Origin of the sequence: Agrobacterium sp. CFBP 3001, assembly GCF_027871605.1 — a bacterium.
In the GTDB taxonomy this organism is placed as follows: Bacteria; Pseudomonadota; Alphaproteobacteria; order Rhizobiales; family Rhizobiaceae; genus Agrobacterium; species Agrobacterium leguminum.
This window is the reverse complement of the sequence record NZ_JAQAHD010000007.1, coordinates 82,304-101,814: the sequence shown is the minus strand read 5'-3', so window position 1 is coordinate 101,814 and position 19,511 is coordinate 82,304. Positions and strand designations below refer to the sequence as shown.

The 19,511-nt window shown below is 54.1% G+C and carries 18 protein-coding genes; 6 read left to right on the top strand and 12 right to left on the bottom strand.

Features of this window, described 5'->3' with window-relative positions:
* Positions 1-237 precede the first annotated feature (237 nt).
* Together PH605_RS11550 and PH605_RS11545 are read left to right on the top strand one after the other, a co-directional pair.
* Complete coding sequence (locus PH605_RS11550) at positions 238-834, top strand: RolB family protein (RefSeq protein WP_010900207.1); 597 nt, start codon at positions 238-240, stop codon at positions 832-834.
* Between the two features lie 1,352 nt (positions 835-2,186).
* Entirely contained in the window at positions 2,187-2,747 is a 561-nt protein-coding gene (locus PH605_RS11545) for a RolB family protein (RefSeq protein ID WP_161987869.1), read from the top strand.
* Between the two features lie 374 nt (positions 2,748-3,121).
* Here the strand turns inward: PH605_RS11545 and PH605_RS11540 are convergent, their stop codons facing one another.
* Positions 3,122-3,913, bottom strand: coding sequence for a hypothetical protein (locus PH605_RS11540; protein ID WP_193559574.1), 792 nt, complete (start codon positions 3,911-3,913; stop codon positions 3,122-3,124).
* Between the two features lie 1,133 nt (positions 3,914-5,046).
* Here PH605_RS11540 and PH605_RS11535 point away from each other — a divergent pair.
* Positions 5,047-5,466: a DUF3830 family protein gene (locus PH605_RS11535; protein WP_010900212.1), complete on the top strand. Its 420-nt coding sequence runs from the start codon at positions 5,047-5,049 to the stop codon at positions 5,464-5,466.
* Positions 5,467-5,468: 2 nt separating this feature from the next.
* A complete protein-coding gene (locus PH605_RS11530; protein ID WP_010900213.1) occupies positions 5,469-6,014 on the top strand; it encodes a hypothetical protein in 546 nt (181 codons plus the stop codon).
* An 827-nt stretch (positions 6,015-6,841) separates the two neighbouring features.
* Here PH605_RS11530 and PH605_RS11525 read toward each other — a convergent pair.
* From PH605_RS11525 to PH605_RS11490, 8 genes are all read right to left on the bottom strand, one after another.
* Positions 6,842-7,378, bottom strand: a complete 537-nt coding sequence (locus PH605_RS11525) for a hypothetical protein (protein ID WP_010900215.1) — start codon at positions 7,376-7,378, stop codon at positions 6,842-6,844.
* A 37-nt stretch (positions 7,379-7,415) separates the two neighbouring features.
* A complete protein-coding gene (locus PH605_RS11520) occupies positions 7,416-8,078 on the bottom strand; it encodes an ABC transporter permease subunit (protein WP_010900216.1) in 663 nt (220 codons plus the stop codon).
* Between the two features lie 9 nt (positions 8,079-8,087).
* Positions 8,088-8,783, bottom strand: coding sequence for an ABC transporter permease subunit (locus PH605_RS11515; RefSeq protein ID WP_010900217.1), 696 nt, complete (start codon positions 8,781-8,783; stop codon positions 8,088-8,090).
* A 179-nt stretch (positions 8,784-8,962) separates the two neighbouring features.
* On the bottom strand, positions 8,963-9,802 hold the full coding sequence (locus tag PH605_RS11510; protein ID WP_010900218.1) for a transporter substrate-binding domain-containing protein: 840 nt from the start codon (positions 9,800-9,802) through the stop codon (positions 8,963-8,965).
* Positions 9,803-9,828: 26 nt separating this feature from the next.
* Positions 9,829-10,587: an ATP-binding cassette domain-containing protein gene (locus tag PH605_RS11505; protein WP_010900219.1), complete on the bottom strand. Its 759-nt coding sequence runs from the start codon at positions 10,585-10,587 to the stop codon at positions 9,829-9,831.
* Positions 10,584-10,832, bottom strand: a complete 249-nt coding sequence (locus PH605_RS11500) for a hypothetical protein (protein ID WP_142845021.1) — start codon at positions 10,830-10,832, stop codon at positions 10,584-10,586. Before PH605_RS11500 ends, PH605_RS11505 begins: the two co-directional genes overlap by 4 nt.
* A gap of 276 nt (positions 10,833-11,108) precedes the next feature.
* Complete coding sequence (locus PH605_RS11495; RefSeq protein WP_205125158.1) at positions 11,109-12,737, bottom strand: hydantoinase B/oxoprolinase family protein; 1,629 nt, start codon at positions 12,735-12,737, stop codon at positions 11,109-11,111.
* 14 nt (positions 12,738-12,751) lie between these two features.
* On the bottom strand, positions 12,752-14,878 hold the full coding sequence (locus PH605_RS11490; RefSeq protein WP_010900221.1) for a hydantoinase/oxoprolinase family protein: 2,127 nt from the start codon (positions 14,876-14,878) through the stop codon (positions 12,752-12,754).
* A gap of 85 nt (positions 14,879-14,963) precedes the next feature.
* Here PH605_RS11490 and PH605_RS11485 point away from each other — a divergent pair, with 85 nt between their 5' ends.
* A complete protein-coding gene (locus PH605_RS11485) occupies positions 14,964-15,608 on the top strand; it encodes a GntR family transcriptional regulator (RefSeq protein WP_161987868.1) in 645 nt (214 codons plus the stop codon).
* A gap of 181 nt (positions 15,609-15,789) precedes the next feature.
* Complete coding sequence (locus PH605_RS11480; RefSeq protein WP_205125157.1) at positions 15,790-16,698, top strand: MurR/RpiR family transcriptional regulator; 909 nt, start codon at positions 15,790-15,792, stop codon at positions 16,696-16,698.
* Positions 16,699-16,757: 59 nt separating this feature from the next.
* Here the strand turns inward: PH605_RS11480 and PH605_RS11475 are convergent, their stop codons facing one another.
* Genes PH605_RS11475 through PH605_RS11465 form a run of 3 tightly spaced genes read right to left on the bottom strand, consistent with a single transcriptional unit; the run spans position 16,758 to position 19,480 of the window.
* Positions 16,758-17,558 (bottom strand): ABC transporter permease, encoded by an 801-nt coding sequence (locus PH605_RS11475; RefSeq protein ID WP_010900224.1) that lies wholly within the window; start codon positions 17,556-17,558, stop codon positions 16,758-16,760.
* Between the two features lie 15 nt (positions 17,559-17,573).
* Positions 17,574-18,425, bottom strand: coding sequence for an ABC transporter permease (locus PH605_RS11470; protein ID WP_010900225.1), 852 nt, complete (start codon positions 18,423-18,425; stop codon positions 17,574-17,576).
* Positions 18,422-19,480, bottom strand: coding sequence for an ABC transporter ATP-binding protein (locus tag PH605_RS11465; protein ID WP_010900226.1), 1,059 nt, complete (start codon positions 19,478-19,480; stop codon positions 18,422-18,424). The genes PH605_RS11470 and PH605_RS11465 overlap by 4 nt, the downstream gene beginning before the upstream one ends.
* Between the last annotated feature and the right edge of the window lie 31 nt (positions 19,481-19,511).

Sequence of the window (19,511 nt, the reverse complement as noted above, 5' to 3'; positions counted from 1 at the left end):
TTAATCCTTGATTATTTGAACAAAATAGCCGCAATACGCCAAAGTGTCGCCTTCATGATTGTTCAATAATTTCTGTAGCAAATGGAAAACGTTTTACAAACAATGTGGCCTTGGAGTAATAATCGGAAGAAAAGTTCATAAGTCAGATAATTTGCGTTGCTGACACTAGTGACCAAGCACCTTTAAATACCTCTGCTTCCCATGCATTTTGCCAAGTTAACCTAAACTGGCAGTTGAATGGCTCGTTATTTCGGCAGTAGCTCTCAACGGCTTCATGTCGATGATTTTCGTTTTATCAAGGAGCCCACTCGACTGAAGGCTCAGCTTGTTAATGTGGTGGAAACCTACAAGGCTGTACAAACAGAGACGTTAAAGTACTATATATCATCTGCAACTGAGCGTGTGGCTCATGTGGAGGCAGTCCATGTCGACAATGCAGAAATGGGGCTGCATCCGGCCGGGTTTAAGTATCCTCTGTCCTTCGTCTTTACCTCCCTGGCCGTGGCTAAAGCCTGCAAGGAGAACAAGCATCTCGTGTGCGAGGAGCATTTGGAGGGAGATCTGATATCGTGCGTCGTTCCTCCCTATCAGACAAATGTCTCTCTCGCTGCTTTAAGGGAGATCCACAATTCCGTTTCGGGAGGAGGGTACCTGGATCCAACAGACATGGATTATTTTGTGGCGATCTTGCCAGATGAAAATTTCGACTATCAGAGCTGCGAAATTGTCACCAAAAATGGCGGCGAAGGACTTTGCAAGATTTATAGCAGACAACTGGATGGGCCCTTAGCTTATGAAGCCATACTGGCAATTGGCAAGGTCCTGTTGGAATAGGGCAGTGCACCGCTTATCCAACGGGGGTTTCGATTATATTTCGTATTATCTTACATGACTTAAGATCATGCATGTTTCGCTTGTTCTCCCGTGTGTCGGTTACGTTATTGTGTTAAAATAACGGGATGATGCTATCAAGTGCTATTGTAAAATATGTTATATTTTGAATATCTATAATATAAGCGCTGTGTGCGCTCGATGGGCAGTTACATGATCATGATATATATTATTGGGTAATCAATCGCATTACAGTGGCGTGTGCTTATTGAAATAACATAATGATAAAATTATTTATTTAATATCTGATAACATATCAAAGGGTACAACGTGATAACAAAGACGGTGGATACAGCGTTTATTGGGATATCCGCTGGCCAGTTATACGTAAATAATACAGACAGAGTTTGAGAGAGCACGCAGATTGTAGCCAAGTTGAGTGACTTGCCGGTAGCACCGAAGCTAAGCTCAGGTGTTCCAAATTGACTGGCGTCGAGGTGACGAGCACGACGACCTTGCCGGACAATGCGGTCGCAGGGGACTCAAGGCGGGTGGCTTGTAACGGACCTTGTGCTTCTTGTTGTAGCTTTCGTTGACCATAACCATTGGGAAGGTTGCTGAACAACGGTAGCGCACCTTTTTCAAGCGAGGGTGGCAGAAGAACATATTTGCCCGTCGGCAGACGGCGGTGAGCATGACAGCTGCTAAGGGAGTTACTGGAATCGCGTGAGCGGTGAGCATGCCGTCCTGACTATCGGCGCCCAATCAACAGGACATCCTCAACATGTTTTCCAATTCCTTGAACCTATCTTTATAGCATTGATCTCCAACCGATCTCGATTGAGGCCAAATTTAATATTCAAAAGAGAGTTTAGTGGAAATGGAATATAATCCCGTGGCGGAAGAAGAGCCTTCAAAAATGGCAGTCCACTAGGACAGTCAATAATATCCAAAAAGCATTGAAATTGGGTTGGGCACGAGAGACTGACGCGGATGCCACTCGATTGCTAATGGAATGCTTCCTTTTCTAGCGTATCGAATTCATCGCTTCACTATATCCTTACCTGATTGGCTGAGCTGCGGGACCACCAATAACTTCCACTAATATCGAAAGTGTGGCTGCTTTGATTATGATGCTTTGTGAGAGGTTCTCTCCCCAATAAAGTCAAGTTGACAGATTCGGATACGCCCGGTTGAGATTTTATTTCATTTTTTATCTATTTCGCATCTCGAAAAGTTCGCAGAAATCAACAAGGAGGAGGCCAGGTGTTTAAATAGGTTCCAGCTGCTCTAAAGTGATCAGAAGAGAATTTACAGCTGGAGGAACAAAACACTAATCCTGCTAAAGCATGAGCATGGCAGATGAGTTGGAGCGTCAATTGGAAGGCATTTCTCTCGTTACAGTCCTGGGTCCGGATGTGAGGGCCGAGCTTGAGGCGGCGCTACGGGACTACCGCGATGATCTCGACTTCTGGAAAAGCAACGGTTACGCGGTGGCGGATCTCGATCAATCTGTGACGGTCGACAAGCTTCTTTTTATGTATATGGATGAACCAATAGCAGACTTGTGTGTAAAGAATCGCATCCTCGTTTGTAACAGTGGCAATTCAGTCGCGAAAATTACTTCGCTTCCACCATATCTGCCTGGGGTTACAAGGGCCGAGGCGTTTGAGAAACTTAACTCCATTGTTTGTGGAGGTGCTGCACCTGGATCTCTTCAATCTGCTTGTTGCGACTATTTCGTGGCGTTCCTCCCCAGCAATTGTTTTGAGAAGACCGGTGAGATATCGGTACGCACAGTGGACGGCGAGTGTGGCCCCTTCGATGTCTTTACCCGGCAGCGTCAGCCAGAGGATCAGAGCGATATGTTTTTTAAGTATGAAGAGATTGTATGTGCTGGAAAGAGTGTATTTTAGTTAATAATAACGTTAAATAAATTGTGGTATTCTGTGTAATTTACAGTATTACAGTTCTCTGTGTTTTTGTCTCATTATAATCAATAATATGTTTATTTTGTCACCTGATTTTTCGCTCTAAAAAATCACCTCAAAAAAAATTTGAATCGAAATAAGAACCATCAATTTCTCGTGGAGGAATATCGAAACTAACCATAAATCAACAATATAAGCCGAATATTGTAAGCTTAACGCATGAATTAAGATAGAGATACAAAGGTGATAGTATTGTTGTCACGGTACCGTGACTCTTATTTTACGCAAACGCCGGGAACATGCAAATTATTGCCGATTGAAATGAAAAGCAGATATTTAAGCTATCGTTTGAGTACCGCTCAAAAGTCAGTTTCATCCTGGTCGAGCCGAGTGCTATATTTGCCGCCGTGCAAAAAAGCCTTTCCAAGATAAAACGGAAAACGCAATTGAACTCTTCGATGAAAGAGATTCACTAGCGTCAGGAGGGCGATTGTCAGTCTCTTGAACTCTGCAAGGGAATTCAGGTCGTCAAGTGCAGCAGAATAGATCGCACCCCATGTCTTGAATTTTGTGAGGCCGAGGTCCCCCAAAAAGTCGAAATGGTTAAAAGGCCTCAGTAAATGATTGCGGGAGAGCTCAACCATGATTGGGAGTGTCATATCGGGGATTTGCGTGTCGGTAACAAATCGATAAAGCGTGTTTGGCCCATCCGTCATCAAGTAGCTCCATTGATGCATCCAAACTGGAAGAAGGTTTCCCCCCGTTCCCATCCCGCTGGGGATAACTCCTGAGAAGCTAGAAGAGATATCAGCGGGCTCACCGGAGAGCGCGCGCCTGGCTTCGGTCAAGAAAATTGCTTCTGCTTTTCGCCATCCGCCTACGACCTCCAAGGGATCAAGCGGGGGCCGCTCTGTCGAAATAAAGTCGTGGGGCCCGGCCAGTCGGACTGTGGCACCTATTACTTTATGCTCAACATTTGCAAGAGTTTGGTCATAAACAAGTTTTCCGATCGTCATAAGTTCGGGCATGTCTTCCTCGAAAACCTCAGCAAATTTGTTGACGGGAGCGCTCTCGTTTGTATCGCCGTATGTGAGGACGATTGACTGTCCTGGGGCATACAAATAGACCGCTCCTGGGTGGCGATTAACCATGTAGCTCTCTCCTGTGTGAGTGATCATCGTAGGCAATAAGAAGCCCGCCCCCGAAACGTTTGGATGAAGCGCGAAGCTGGTGACCGGCAGATGAGAGTAAACAAGATCCACCACTTGGGGATTTTGTTCCCTCATTAACCTCGCACGTATGGTGCGTCCAGCGACGTCGATTTCGATGTGGGGGGAGCGAGACATTTGAAGAACCTGGAGTTGCGGATTTTCTCAATGTCGAATTCACTTGAGCTTTGTTGGCTTGGAAGTGGAGAATATAAGGGTTGTTTGAGCAAGAGGCCCCGCATGCCAGCTTTGCTGAAATTTAAAAATGCAAAAAAGAGGGCCCCGCAATGCTCTAAATTATTCAGCCGACAACGTGCAATTTGCCAATTTACCTAACGAGCCACCTGCCTTCAGACCTACTGTTTGCTGCGCTGGAAGGGAAGTAGGTACGACGTCCCTATTAACGAATAGGTTTGACAGGATATATTCTAAAGTAATGTGCCTTCGTGCCTTCGTGCCTTCGTGCCTTCGTGCCTTCGTGCCTTCGTGCCTTCGTGCCTTCGTGCCTTCGTGCCTTCGTGCCCTCGTGCCCTCGTGCCTTCGTCTGTTTATAGCTTGCTTGATGTCAACCCTGGCTCGTGAACTCGTGAATGGGTTCCCTGGATTCTTCAAAAATTTAATTGTCCCAACTGAGTCTATATACGCTGTGTAACGCACCCACGTCACACGGAGCTATGCCCATTCTGCTAGTAAGGCCCATCGTGCCGTCATCATGCTCTCCGTCGTCACGTCTTGCCGCCTCAACGACGTCGACTTAAAGGGGTAGCCCGCCGACCTGTTGACTGGGTCGCCCCTTCTTGTGAAGCCAATTCGTCCGTCGTAACCCAGGCGACGCCCCTCCAAGCACAACGTCTGTTATGCAGCGTCAGCCATAACGGCATCGTGGATCTTGTGCTCTTCGATCTCCATGAACCCATGCTACCGAGCGCAGCACCCAAGATCCTGCTCCCGGCTCGAATGAATACGCACGTACGACTACCGCGTAAGAGAAATTATTCATTCGTTGACACGACGAATGAAAGTATTCATACATAGATGCATGGCAAGTTTGTATTCAGGTTGAAAGGGAGCCTTCTATGCCGTCCTCTGAAATATTGATCTTCGACGCTCCAAGCGTCGGAAAATCGTTCCGGGCCAAACTCTTGGCCCAGGACAACCCGGATGTCGTCGAGCAGGTTCTCGCCCAGCTTCCGCTGCAGAGCGTCCTCGGCCACGTCGTCATTTCCGGTGAAGCGATCTGGATGCCGACCCGTATCGTCCATCTCGGCCGCAGCAACATGGTTCAGCGCCATCCGGGCGCCGTCTATCTTTATGCGCCTGGCCAGACGATCTGCCTGACCTATGGAAAAATCACCGAGAGCGCGAACGTCAACAAGTTCGCTGAAGTTTTCGAGGAAGACCTCCCGATCCTCCAGGAACTTGGCGAGATCGTTTACGAGCACACCGTTGCTCTGCCGCGTCGCACCGTCATCGAAATCAATGTTCGGAGGGCCTGATCATGTCCGGGATCAAGAAGTTTGAAGGCAACTGGAAAGAAGCCAAGGCAATCATCGAAAAGGAAATCGATCGCGTCTGGTTCGAAGAGCCGACCGAAATCCAGAAGATTCGCTGGGGCGTGATCGATAGCGGCGCAGGTACGCGTGAGCAGTCCTTTACCGTTCTCGTGCACCTCGAAGCCTACATGATGCTCGTCGGCGCCGACGTGATGTATCGCTTCCTCAAGGTTTCGCAGTACGAAGACATGCAACTCGCCACGATGAACCGCCTGACCCGCGAGTTCCTCACCGGCACGTTCAACGTATTCGAGTTCATGACGGACCTCGGCCTCACGAACATGCATGAAATCGGCCAGATGTACTCCGATGCTCTCGATACGCTTGAGACGAAGGAGCAGTATGTCGAACTGACCGGGGCCATGATGACCTACGTCATCCGGATGCACCGCTGGATCCACTTCATCTTCCCGTGGAACCTCGGCGTTGCATTCCCGCACCGTCTGCCGGCAGAAGTTCAGACGATCAGCAAGCTGGTCATGGCGCTCTAAAATCCTCCCAGGACGCATAGGAACCCCGGCTTCGAGCCGGGGTTTTTCATTGTGCGCCCAGCATAGGCGCATTCTTGTGGGTGCAAGTCCCACCGTAAGCTGGTCATGGCGAGCGATGGCCGGCTTCACCTGATGGTGAACGAGGCCAAGAGCGCCGTTGCCAGCGTCTTCGGCCGCAAATTCCTCGGCTATGCCTTCCGGCGAGCCGGGGGTGTGGTCAAGCGACGGGTGGCCAGCAAGGCCATCAAGGCGTTCAAGGAGCGCATTCGCGAACTGACACCGCGCGTGACGGGGCGCTCCCTCAAAGCGGTGGCGGAACGGTTGCCGCATCTTCGTGCGCGGATGGAAAGCCTACTTCCGGCTGGCGCAAACACCGTCGGTCTGGCAAGCGCTGGACGAGTGAATGCGCCATCGTCTAAGGGCCGTCCAACTCAAGCAATGGAAACGAGGCGGGACGATCTTCCGGGAACTGATGGCAAGAGGAGCGAGGCTCGATGTGGCGCTGCAGGTGGCGGGAAACTCCCGTCGCTGGGCGCAACAGCGCCAAGCTCCTCAACACCGTCCTCACGATCAAATGGGCAGACCAACTCGGAATGCCCAGACTCGCGTAAACCTCAATCTCAAGAACCTCCCGGTGCGGACCCGCATGCCGGGTGGTGTGGCAGGGGCGCGATCACATCGATCGCCCCCTTTGCCGATTGGCCTATAGAATCGGACGTTGGCCCTTTCATGTTCTGCAAACCCGAAGCACGGTTGTGTCGGAAGAGCTGCGAGCGTCAAATACATCGGCGCAGCGATCAGGCAGCGGAGAGCTTTTTCACTTTGTCTCAGTCCACTTGTACGCCAAGACTAGTACCTGCCGGGATATTGACGCAGCCGTCCTTGTAGGCAAAGTCCTCGCTGACCTTCAGTGCCTCCTCGATCTCCTGATCGACGACGCCAGATTCCAAAGACCAAACGATGGAAACTGTCTGCCGTTGCGTCCCACCCAGTAATTGGGCAGCAGGAACACCAATCGATTGCCCTGCAATATCGGAGCAGGCCATTTCCAGTGCTGCTCTGGCAAAGGGATCGCCACGAACAGCCTTTCGCATCGCCAATGCGAACTCGGAACAATTCCGCGGATCCCGGCCAATGATGACGGGTGCGAGGTATTCCTGGATCACCATGCGCACAGACGAGGCGGATTCCTCACTCCAGCCGGCGCCGCCCGGGATGGATGCTTCACCAGCGCCCGATATTCCTTCATCAGTGCTGAGCCTGATGATGATCGAGTTCGCGCCATGCAACGGGCCAGAGCTGAGCGTATGATTGCGGCGATAGGGAATTCTTATCTCGTAGAGATCGACAGCGGTAATTTGCATGATCCCAATGTTCCCGTGTTTGGATGCCGCACCCCTTTCAAATGGCGAGGCGCCGTTCGAGATGCTGGAATGCTGACAAAACCAGCGTGTTGAAAACGAGATAGTAGATTGCGGCGACTGTCAGCGCGGGTAGGGGCTGAAACAGTTCGCTTGCGAGGCCCGACGCCAGTCCGGTGATGTCCATCAGCGTAATCAGAGAGGCCAGCGACGAGGCCTTGATCAAAACCACAAACTCGTTGCTTAGAGCGGGAAGCACGATGCGCGCTGCGTGGGACACGATGATGGACCGATAGAGCCGGAAACCCTTGAAACCGAAACTCCGTGCTGCAAGGATCTCGCCTTCAGGCACAGACATGATGCCTATGCGGTAAATCTCCGAGATATAGGCGCAAGCCTTAAGAGATAGGGCAATTATCGCACACCATAGCGGCTCGCGAAGGATCGGCCAGAAGATGCTTGATCGTACCGCACTGAACTGGCTGAGGCCGTAATAGAGTAGGAAAAGCAGCGCAATCATCGGAATGCAGCGAATGATTTCGAGGAAAATCCAGGAAAGGAACCTCGAAACGTTATTCCTACTCAGGCGCGCCATCACCAGAAAACATGCCAGCACGCATCCGATCACGATACCGCCAACTGCGACCCCGAGAGAGACCGGGATGCCGCGCGCAACTTCAGATGCGATCTCAAGATAGGTCATATGCCGGCCTCACACAGTGTAGCGGCGTTCAAGGACGGCAAAAATTCCGCCGGACGCGATGGTGATGATCAGGTAAAGTGCCGTGCAGAGCAGATAGAACAGGAACGGTTCTCCAGTCGATTCCGCAGCAACGGTGGTCGATCGCATCAACTCGGTGACACCCATGACTGAAATCAGCGACGCATCTTTCAGAAGTCCGATCCAAATATTGCCGAGGCCAGGCAATGAATAGCGAACGATATGAGGGAATAGGATCCGGCGAAACAGCATGAACGGAGGCATGCCGAAGGCTTCCCCCGCAAGAACCTCGCTTTGGGGCACGGCTGCGTAGGCCGTTCGAAACAGTTCGACGGCGAGGGCGCCGACAATGAAGCCCAAGGAGAGGAATGCCACCAAGATCACTGGTAGTTCCAACGGTGAAGGGAGGCCAGGGATCTGCGGCAGGGTGCGGATACCGGCGTTGAGCCCGAAGTAAAAGTAGTAAACGATGATGAGCTGCGGAACGCCGCGGACAATCGTCGTGTAAAGCTGCGTCAGGGAGCGCATAACTCCGGTAGGCCGGGCCTTGAAAGTGGCCCCCAGTCCGCCGATAACGAGACCGATCAGAAGCGAGCCCGACGCTAGGACCAATGTCATTAGCACTCCAGCCATCAGGAATGGAAGCCATTGGATCGCAAGTTGGAGATCTGGTTCGAGCCACGTCATTTTCGGTCTCCTCACGCGCAAGTCAGTCACACGCAAGGTCTCACGCCAATTAAATTGACTGAGTTTTCCATGACGTTGCCCAATCTGCGCCCACGCGGATTCTGGTGTCAGTTTTTTTCGCTTCAGGCAGGAGCGGAGGCCGTTGTTAAACGGCCTCCAGCATCTCGAAATTCGGTCGATTACTGGAGCCCGACCGGGCTCATGTCGATCCCGAAATGCTGCTCGGACAGCTTCTTGACAGTGCCATTGTCAACAAGCTTCTTGATTGCCGGATCGATCTTGTTCTTGAGCTCGGTGTTACCTTTCTTTAACCCGACCGCTACCGCACCGGAGCCGAACAGGTCGCCGCGCAAGCACGGCCCGACGAGTTCAAGGTCCGTCATGTTGTCGGACTTCTTGAGCGCGAGCAGGTTGTCCTTGGAGGCGAGCAGAATGTCGACGCGGCCAGCTTTGAGGTCGAGGTTACGGGCGGCCGGTGTCTTGTAGGGGCTCGTCGCCACGCCTGCGAGGTTCTTCGCGATAAATCGGGTCGACGTGCCGGACGCAAGCGTGCCGACCTTTGCGCCCTCGAACGCAGTCTTGAAGCGCGCCATGTTTGCCTCGAGGTTTGCGTCAGTCAAGATTTCGATCCGGTCTTCGAACGGAAGCTTCTTCTTTACGTCGGCATTCACAGAGGCGAATGAATAGCAAAGGGCGGCATAAGGCGTCGAGAAGTCAATGACTTCCTTACGTGCCGCAGTGACGCCGAGCGCATCGACGATTGCGTCGAACTTGCCGTCGTTGACAGCCGGGATCATTGCGTCAAAGGCCTGGGCAGTGAAGGTGCACTTCATCTTCAGTTCCCCGCAGACAGCATTCATGAAGTCTATTTCGAAGCCTTTCACGGCACCCGAGGGATCGGTGAGGTTCCAGGGCGCAAATCCGCCCTCGGTCACGACGCGAAGCTCGCCTTCCTGGGCCATGGCTGACGTTGCAACCGTCATCAATGCGGCAGTCAGGATTCCAGATAGTTTATTCATTTTCATTCCCCTTTCGTTGACTGGTGCTATGCGATGGAAAGAAACTTTCTCAAGGACGCCGGCTGGTCCGCCGAGAAAATCTCATTCGGCGTACCTTGAGCCCCGATCGAACCGCCCTCGCAGAAGATGACCTTGCTGGAGACGTTGCGAGCGAAAGACATTTCGTGGGTGACAACCAGCATGGTGGTGCCTGCTTCAGCGAGCTTCTGCATGACCTGGAGAACCTCTCCCACGAGTTCAGGATCGAGAGCCGAGGTTGGCTCATCGAAAAGAATAAGCGACGGGTTGATTGCCAGCGCGCGCGCAATCGCGGCTCGCTGCTGCTGGCCGCCCGAAAGTTGTTTCGGATAGGCGTCCTTAAACCTGGAAAGTCCGACGGTCTCCAGGAGCCCCAAGGCCTGTTCCTTACATTCCTTGGGGTCGCGTCTGTGGACATGGATCGGTGCCTCCGTGACGTTCTGCAGCAGCGTCTTCGAAGACCAAAGGTTGAAGCCTTGAAACACCATGCCGATGTGTTTGCGATGTTCGTAGATGCGGCGGTTTCTCTCCCGCTCTGAAAGCTTGGAGAAATTCGCGATGTCCACAGTCTCGCCGGCAAAGCTGATTTCCCCGGCGTCGGGCATCTCAAGGAGATTGAGACACCGCAGGAATGTCGACTTTCCAGATCCTGACGCTCCAATGATCGCGATGACATCGCCACGGTTGGCGGTAACGCTCAAGCCATGGAGAACTTTGTAGTCGCCATAGGACTTCGCGAATCCCTTGGCAGAAATAATGGTGGTCATCTTATAGCCATTCCCAGTGCGCCGATCCCGCGTAACACACGGGAGATCAAGGCTGAAACGATCTGTTTGAGGAGGGCGTGCGCGGCTCCCGGCGTTGCAAGCGGGACGAAACCGCTGCAAACAGGTTCATCAACGTCAGTGACGACCTCGCATGCGCAGCTCGGATCAACAGGGCCGGCCAGCAAGGATTCCAGCGAAAATCGCGTCGGAAGGAAGTTGAATTCTGGCGCGTCTATCGACGTCATTTTCTGTTCCCACTTCTTTTTGAATGAAATCTTTACAAGCAACTATTGCATGAATTAATTCATACGCAAGTGGCTTGGTGAAAGTTTCGGCATTGTTTTTTTCGCCTAATTCTTTGTCGTAACCCGCTGATTTCGTGGTATTTCAGGCCACTAGGCCTCCATCCGCTCGTTCCAACGCCTGTCAGGCCGAATTCAATTCCTCGTCATTGCGAGGTGGTCTGAAATGGCATGAAATCACGCCATTTCCGCATTTAGATTGCTGGTACTTCCGCGTTCTCAGTCGGAGTAGCCGTACTGTTCCTTTGCTGCCGCAAGCGAGATCCTTTCCTCGCGAAGATCCTTTTCGATCTTCGCGCGCGAGCGTTCAGATGCAGGACCATAGCCTCCGCCGGACGCAGCAATCATCGTGACCGTGTCGCCGGATTTCATTTTTCCGCTACGCTTGGTCAACTTGTTGCCACTGCTGAGCTCGACACGGCAAACCTGACCGGGCTGGCCGCCATCGATTCCAAAGGGTGAGAGAATGGCATTTGTACCGCCGGCATGGACAACTGCGTCGTGGCCGAGAACGCGCACGGTTCGACGGAAGCACATTCCTCCGCGGCTTCGGCCTGGACCGCCGGAATCCTGCACAAACTCGTAGCGTTCGACACGGAGAGGAAACTCCAGCTCCAGTGCCTCGACCGGGAGGTTGCCGGTGTTCGTCGTATGGACCTGGGTGCCGTCCATGCCATCAAGTGCGAAACGAGCTCCCATGCCGCCGCCGTTCATATCGTTGTAGACATAGAAGCGGCCGGTGCGAGGATCAGTTCCGCTGATTGTAACCAGGCCGCCGCCAGTGCAAGCTGCCATGACCTGCTCCGGGATGGCCGGCTGGAGTGCGGCAAAGACCATGTCGATGATACGGGTCGAAAGGTCGGTTCGGCTGTAGACCGCTGCGGGTTCCTGAGCATTCAGGATGGAGCCCGGCTCTGCGGAAACGCTGATGGCTCGGTGGAAGCCCGAGTTCGGCGGGACATCCAGATCAACCAGCGTCTTGACGCAATAATAGAGCGTTGCAAGCGTCGCTGTGATGACCATGTTGATCGGAGCATCGACTTGCTTGGGATTGTTCGAGAGGTCGAAGTGGATTGAACCGTCCTTGATTTCGACCACGACATTGAGATCGAGGATGTCGTCGATAAGGTTCGTGTCGAAGCGCGAGCTGTAGCGATAGGTTCCGTTCGGGATGCGTTGCAGGCTCTCACGGGTCTTTCGCTCTGCGTAATCCATGATCTCGGCTTCGACCGCCTTGACCGTGGCCAGTGAATAGCGCTCGCAAAGCGAACGATAACGCTGAATTGCGAGGCGATTTGCGGCCATCTGGGCGGCGAAATCGTTCTTGCGCTCGCGTGGAACCTGGCAGTTCAGCAGGATCAAATCCATGACGTCCTGCTGTAGCACGCCCTTGCGGTAAAGCCGGATCGGCGGGATACGCAGGCCTTCCTGAAAAATGTGTTTGTGGCTTCGATCGACGAAGTCCGAATGGTGGGCGAGGTTGGTGGCCCAGCCGACATAGCGACCGTCGATGAAGATCGGTTGCATCAAGACCATGTCATTCAGGTGCGTGCCGCCACCGCGATAGGCATCGTTTCCGATGAAGACGTCGCCGTCTTCCAGGCTGTCGATATCGATGTGCTGAAGGACGTAATTGCCAATCCCGAGCAGAGAGCCGAGGTGGAACGGAATGCGCTCGGCCAGCGTAACCAGATCGCCCTTCTCATTCAGAATCGCCGTCGTGCAGTCCTCGCGTTCCTTGATGTTGGTCGAGAACGCCGTGCGGATGATTACGCTGCCCATCTCGTCGACGACGGATTGCAGGTATTTGGAAATGACTTCGGTGGTGATCGGGTCAATCTTGCTCATAGTACCTCCTCGCATCAACCGGCTTTGACGATGACGTTAGACTGACGATCAATGACGGCGCTCTGGCCGTTCAGGATGTAGATCGTCGTGTCCATCTGCTCGATGACGCAGGGTCCTGCGATCTCGACTTCTTGCGGCAGCTCGGTCTTTGCATAGACGGGGGTGCGGTAGGATTTCATGTCGTAGATATCGAGGATATCGCGGTATTCGATGGCATTGATGGCAGCGTCCGCCTTCGGCGCCGAAACGCCCTTGGCTTCCAAGCCGAGTGTCTCGAAGGCCTCAGCACGAACTGCGGTGATCTGAATGCCTTCTTCCGGAATCGTATATCCGTAACGTTCCTGGTGCGCGTTCGTGAAGGAGGCGACAAGTTCTTCGTAGCTGGACTTCCCGCTCGCGTCAGCGATAGGGATGGTCAGTTCGTACGCCTGACCGGCATAACGGAGATCGACGGCCACGTTGACGTTTCTAAGCTCAGTAGCGATCGACTCGTCCTCGAACCATTTGGCAGCGAGCTGCGACAGTTCTGAGAATTGTTCCTGTAGGCCGTTCACGGAGGTCGGGCTCAGGGCGTGGTAATGCGTACGCACGAAGTCCATTCGCAGACCGCTGGTCAACAGGCCGACGGCGCACATGACGCCCGGATACGCTGGAATGATCAGTTCCTTGATCTCCAGCTCCCGGGCCAGGTAGCCTGAATGGACAGGTCCGGCTCCGCCGAAGGAGAACAGCGAGAAATCGCGCGGATCAAGGCCACGCTCGACGGTCATCGCCCGGATGGCGTTGACCATATTGGCCGTCACGACTTGAAGGATACCGGCTGCTGCACGCTCACCACTAATTCCGAGGCTTTCGCCGAGACGGACGACGGCAGCGCGTGAGGCTTCGGCGTCGATCTTCATGCGACCGTTCAAGAGATGCTTCTGGTTGACGATCCCAAGCGCGACGTTGGCATCGGTGACGGTCGGTTCCAGATTGCCGAGATTGTAGCAGACCGGACCGGGATTGGCGCCTGCGCTGCGTGGACCAACCTTCATCAGGCCGTGGTCGTTACGGGCAATTGAGCCGCCACCTGCACCGACCGCATGAATGTCGATCATTGGGATCTTGATCGGGAAACCGTCAACATTCGCCATCGGCTTGTAGCGCGGGGAAAAATTGCTGATCACCGAAACGTCGGCGGACGTGCCGCCCATGTCGAATGTGATGAGGTTGCCCTTGCCGATCCGGCGGCCGATCTCGACCGCGCCTATAACGCCGGCAGACGGGCCGGAAAGAACCGTACGGACGGGCTGGTTCGCAGCAACGTTTGCCCCGATCAGGCCGCCGTTGCTCTGGGTAATCATGATGCCAGCCGGAACCATTTCCTTGAGGTTGCCCTGGAGGCGGTCGATGTAGCTGCGCATGATCGGACCGAGGTAGGAATTCATCACGACGGTAGATGTACGCTCATATTCGCGGAATTCCGGAACGACGTCCGATGAAATGGAGATGAAGACGCCAGGCAGTTCCCTTTCGAGGATCGCCTTTGCCTGCTGTTCGTGTTCGGGATTGAGGAAGCTGAAGAGGAAGGAGATGGCGACCGCCTTCACCTCGGACGCCCGGATCTTGTCGGCCAGCGCGCGAACCTCATCCGCATCGAGCGGCTTCAGGACGGTTCCGTCGAACTGCACACGCTCGTTGGCCTCAAAACGAAGATCGCGCGACACGAGCGGTGTGGGGCGCATTGTCTGCAGATTGTAAAGCTCAGGACGCCGCTGGCGGGCGATTTCCAGGACGTCGCGAAAGCCGGCTGTCGTGATCAGCGCGGTTGGTGCGCCGCGGCGCTCGATCAACGCATTGGTTCCAACTGTTGTGCCGTGACCGAAGAAGCTGAATTTTGGTGCAACTCCATCACGCTCGTTCAAAAGCGACGCCATGCTGTTCGCTGCGTCGGTGATCCCGATAGACGGGTCCACCGGCGTGCTGCTGACTTTCCATACGGTGAAGGTGCCGGTCCGCTCATCAAGAGCGCAAATGTCGGTAAATGTACCGCCTGAATCGACGCCAATTCGATATGTGGATTGCTTAGCATCTGAGTTTGTCATGCTCTTCACGCGTTCCCCGGTAGCTGTATAATGACCATGATTGGCGCCAATCATGGTCGCTTAAAATGTAGCTGTCAATGGTCTCAATTTGAGGTATTGGATAAATTATGATGAGCAGGCGATTCAGACGATGCGAAGCGTGAAATTGAATAGTGAGAACACCGGAGCCGGTACAAAAGATCTCGCACTGCAGATCGAGCGCGACATCAACATAGGGCGAGTTAGCCCTGGCTCCTGGTTGAAGCAGATTGATCTGGAAAAGACGTACGGCGTATCACGCTTGTCGGTCAGGCAGGCGCTGGAGCGCCTGGCTGAGCGTGGGCATGTGGAGCTCTTCCCGAACCGTGGTTATCGAGTGAAGGAATTCGATCTCCAGCGCTTCAACAACATCATCAATATCAGAGCGGTGCTTGAAGTCGCTGCGGTGGAGATGGTTGTCGGCACGATCGACGCCAAAAGTCTGACGGAACTGCGGTCGTTGGCGGACCAGTTTAAGGCTGCCGTCACGACGGGTACGTCGGCCGATCAGGAAACCGCCAATCGCGCATTTCACCAAGAACTGCTCCGGACCTGCAGTAATCGTGACATTGTGGAACTGATCTTTGACCTGCGCGACCGCATTCCTGTCGCGGTGCAACGTGAAAAGAACAATGCGCCCATGCTTCATCGCTCTGCGGAAGAACATTTCGAGATGATCACCCTTCTCGAAAAGGGGGATCGCTCAGGCTTGGCAGCGCTCGTCCGCCGACATGCGTTGGGTTCGCTGTTGCCCCACGGTTCTTGATAGACGATCGTTACAGCAGAAGAGATGAGCGCCTAGCGTTGGGTGCGTGCCTGAAACATGCTCAAACTCGGGTAAATCGGGGCTTTCGTCGACTATGCGTTTTGCGTTCGAAACAAAACGGGTCTATACGTTAGCTTGAATCCTGAATATTTTGATACATTAAGACTCCTGGAGGTCTTTCGTGACGGAAGACAGTGTTGCGATTATCGACGAGGACACGGCCGCTGCCTCGTCCAGCCTGCAGCCTGCTGATCGACAAGCGCTGCGCGCCGAGATCGAGCGAAGGTCGGCAGGTCAGCGGTTGACGCCGGCACATCGTCGCATTGCCCAGCAGATGATTGAGAACAGTGCTCAACTTGGCTTCCTGTCCAGCATGGAACTGGCCGAACTGGCGAATGTCAGCCAGCCATCGGTAACCCGCTTTGCGGTCGCGCTCGGGTTCGATGGATATCTTGAAATGCGGAAATTCTTGCGGACCGCACAGCCTGGCCCGGATGTTCCTGCAGAGGGACAGTCTAACCGGTACCAAGCCGCATTACTGGCCGAGGCTGCTAACCTGACGGAGCTCGCCCAAGGTTTTGCGAATGAGGAGGCAATCGATCAATTTGGTAAGGCATTGGCCGCGTCTCGCCCACTTGCCGTCCTCGGCCTGCGAGCATCGGCGGGTCTCGCCACGCAGTTTGCGTATTTCGCCGCGAAAGTTCACCCAGATATTCGTTTACTCGCATCCGGCGGTTCACTTATCGAGGATCAGATTGAACAATGCTATGCGGCCGGCGGGCGCACGATGCTCGTCTTCATGATGCCGCTTTATCCGCGCGAGACTTTGAAAGCCGTTGAACTTGCGCGTAACGCCGGGATGAAGATCGCGCTTGTCACGGATGCCGGGTTTACAGATCACGAGGGAATTGCCGACTACCTGCTGACGCCAAGGGTGAACAGTCGACTGGTATTCGACTCTCACGCGGCGGCCTCGGCCCTGGTTTCAGTGCTCTTGGACTCGATGTGCACCAATATGAATGGTGCTGCGCAAAAGCGACTTGACGCTATTGATCGCTCGTCGAAACGTCGCAAGGTGTTCGCGAACTAGCAGGTAGGTATAAAGTCCGTTGGTAGCTCGGCCGCGAAATACGGCCGAGCTTAATCGTATCAAGACCCTGGTTTTCTGACACTTCCTAGGCCAACCGTCTTGTCGACGATTACCAACAGAATGACCGAGGCGATGATGAGGATCGTCGACATCGCCGCGACGAACGGCTCGTATTCATATTGCAGATAAGCCCGCAACTGCAGCGGCAGTGTCGTCCAGTCCTTGTTCGCAAGGAAAACCGAGACCGTGTAATTGTTCCAGGACAGCACGAATACGATGATCAACGAGGGGATGATGCTCGCCTTTAGGAGAGGGAGCGTCACGCGACGGAGTGCCTGAGCCGGCGTTGCGCCGACGCTAAGTGCCGCTTCCTCGAGGCGAACGTCAAAGTTCTCCATCTGAGCCATCACGTTTCTGACGGGGTAGGGAATTGTCACGACGATATGAGCCGCTAGCAAGACCCAGATGTTGTTACCAATCCCCATAATAAAGATGATCTGGAAGAGCGCGAGCGCGACGATGACGGCTGGAATGAACAGCGGCGACATGAGTAGCGAAGAGACGATCGGCTTCGCTGCCCCGGTGTAGCGCTGCAGGCCTATCGCAGCCAAAACCCCGAGAGTTGTCGTCGCCACTGCGGTGATCACCCCAAGGATCGTGCTTGATACGGCCGCCGATAGAAAGTCGGGCTTGTCGAAGATAGTCCCATACCATTTGAGCGTAAAACCTTGGGGTGGGAAGACCATTGAGGTCGGATTGAAAGACACCGCAATGAGGATCAGCAGCGGCGCAAGCAGGAAGGCAAAGAACAGCACTGTTCCTATGTACCAAAGGGACGTGCCCAAGAGAGTTTTCTGCATCTGGATCCCTCGTTTCTAGACTGCTGGGCGCTGCCGGTTGGCGGAATGGATTGCCCACTGGTACGCCGCGAGCATAACCATTGTGACGATAAGCAGGATGACCCCGATCGTCGCCGCGAATGGAAGATTGTTCGAGACCGTCGCCGTTTCATAAGCCGCAACGCTCATGAATCTTACACGACCGCCGCCAAGCAGGATTGGCACGACGAAAGACTCGACATTGATGCCGAACGCCAGGACCGATCCGGCAAGAATGCCGGGCATGCTGAGCGGGAGCGTGACGCGGCGAAACGCCTGTACCGGAGGAGCGCCCACCGTCATGGCCGCATGCTCAAGCTGGCGCGGGATGGATTGCAGTACGCCATAGATCGACATGACCACGAATGGGACTGCGACCTGGATCATGCCGATGATCACGGATGTCTCGGTATAGAGGAGAGCCAAAGGACGGTCCGTGATGCCGATCGCGACAAGGAACTGGTTCACAGGGCCAGTGCGGCCGAGAACTACCATAAGGCTAAGGGTTCTTACGACCAGATTGACCCACAGCGGCAGCATTACCAGCAGGATCAGCCAGGTTTGAATGCGCGGCTCGGCACGAACAATCAGAAATGCGCCGAGATACCCGATGACGACGGAAAAAGCCGTCGCAATTGCAGCCATCCGGATCGTACGCCAGAGCAGATCGTTGAGGTAATAGCTGTCGCCGAGAAACCGAGCGTAGTTCGACAGGGTGAATGCATTGAGCACCTCACCAGTGGGGCCCGATCCCATAAAGCTGAGAACAAAGACCCAGATAAGCGGCAGAATGAAGAAAGCGGCGAGAATTGTGATCGCCGGCAAAAACAGGATGCCGGGCTTTTTCATTGGCTTCTCCCTTCATTTGGAAGCAGCCTGGCGATACAGTTGATTGCGACCGTATCGCCCTCGGCGAGTGCGGCATCGCCGCTGTGGCGCTTGACGCGCATTTGTTCATCGCCGACACGAACGATGTAGTCGCTCGACTGGCCAAAGAACATCAATCGCTCGACGGTCCCGCGCAGAGCCTCCGGATTGAGCTGGCTCTCAAGCTTGCTCAACGAAACCCATTCGGGACGGACAAAAGCAACGGCCTTGCCGGCCGCTGCGGGCACATCCGATTTCACGGCAACCGCGTTTCCACCATCCAGTACCAGCTCATTGCTGCCGGTGACTTCCCCCTTGAAGAAGAAGGCTTCTCCGACAAAGCGCGCGACATATTCCGAAACCGGCTTGTTATAGATGTTGTCCGGCGTGTCGAGCTGCTCGATGACACCTCTGTTCATCACGACAACGCGGTCTGAAAGAGACAATGCTTCTTCCTGGTCGTGCGTGACGAAAACAGTTGTCAGTCCAAGCGTGCGCTGGAGTGCCTTAAGTTCCACCTGCATATCCTGTCGCAGGTTCTTGTCGAGCGCGCTCAGCGGCTCATCCAGAAGCAAGACATCGGGTTTCAAGACAATTGCTCGCGCAAGCGCTACGCGCTGCTGCTGCCCACCGGAAAGCTGCGATGGAAGGCGGTCAGCGAGGGCCTCCAACTGAACCATCCGCAAGGCTTTGGTCACACGCTGCTGAAGCTCGTCCTTCGGCGTTTTTCGCAGCTCAAGGCCCATGGCGACGTTTTTGAAGACAGTCAGGTGAGGCCAGAGAGCGAAGTTCTGGAAAACAAAGCCGATCTTGCGTTTCCAGACCGGATCGTTGGTCACTTGCTTGCCGGCGATCACGATGTCGCCGTCAGTGGGGCTCTCGAGGCCGGCAATAATTCGCAGCAGCGTGCTCTTGCCGCAACCGGATGGACCAAGGATCGAGAGAAACTCGCCTTCCCGTACATCGAGATTGATATTGTTGAGCGCCTTGAAGTCGGCCCAACTCTTCGAAATATTTTTTACGCTGATCTCACCCATTGCGTCACCACTTTCAGTATAGAAGGAGCCC

Bases quoted from the DNA above. Each gene is read 5' to 3' on its own strand.
- PH605_RS11510 (WP_010900218.1), bottom strand. From the start codon at position 9,802: ATGAATAAACTATCTGGAATCCTGACTGCCGCATTGATGACGGTTGCA.
- PH605_RS11490 (WP_010900221.1), bottom strand. From the start codon at position 14,878: ATGATTGGCGCCAATCATGGTCATTATACAGCTACCGGGGAACGCGTG.
- PH605_RS11545 (WP_161987869.1), top strand. From the start codon at position 2,187: ATGGCAGATGAGTTGGAGCGTCAATTGGAAGGCATTTCTCTCGTTACA.
- PH605_RS11495 (WP_205125158.1), bottom strand. From the start codon at position 12,737: ATGAGCAAGATTGACCCGATCACCACCGAAGTCATTTCCAAATACCTG.
- PH605_RS11520 (WP_010900216.1), bottom strand. From the start codon at position 8,078: ATGACCTATCTTGAGATCGCATCTGAAGTTGCGCGCGGCATCCCGGTC.
- PH605_RS11470 (WP_010900225.1), bottom strand. From the start codon at position 18,425: ATGAAAAAGCCCGGCATCCTGTTTTTGCCGGCGATCACAATTCTCGCC.
- PH605_RS11535 (WP_010900212.1), top strand. From the start codon at position 5,047: ATGCCGTCCTCTGAAATATTGATCTTCGACGCTCCAAGCGTCGGAAAA.
- PH605_RS11505 (WP_010900219.1), bottom strand. From the start codon at position 10,587: ATGACCACCATTATTTCTGCCAAGGGATTCGCGAAGTCCTATGGCGAC.
- PH605_RS11475 (WP_010900224.1), bottom strand. From the start codon at position 17,558: ATGCAGAAAACTCTCTTGGGCACGTCCCTTTGGTACATAGGAACAGTG.
- PH605_RS11540 (WP_193559574.1), bottom strand. From the start codon at position 3,913: ATGGTTAATCGCCACCCAGGAGCGGTCTATTTGTATGCCCCAGGACAG.
- PH605_RS11550 (WP_010900207.1), top strand. From the start codon at position 238: ATGGCTCGTTATTTCGGCAGTAGCTCTCAACGGCTTCATGTCGATGAT.
- PH605_RS11465 (WP_010900226.1), bottom strand. From the start codon at position 19,480: ATGGGTGAGATCAGCGTAAAAAATATTTCGAAGAGTTGGGCCGACTTC.
- PH605_RS11530 (WP_010900213.1), top strand. From the start codon at position 5,469: ATGTCCGGGATCAAGAAGTTTGAAGGCAACTGGAAAGAAGCCAAGGCA.
- PH605_RS11500 (WP_142845021.1), bottom strand. From the start codon at position 10,832: ATGACGTCGATAGACGCGCCAGAATTCAACTTCCTTCCGACGCGATTT.
- PH605_RS11515 (WP_010900217.1), bottom strand. From the start codon at position 8,783: ATGACGTGGCTCGAACCAGATCTCCAACTTGCGATCCAATGGCTTCCA.
- PH605_RS11525 (WP_010900215.1), bottom strand. From the start codon at position 7,378: ATGCAAATTACCGCTGTCGATCTCTACGAGATAAGAATTCCCTATCGC.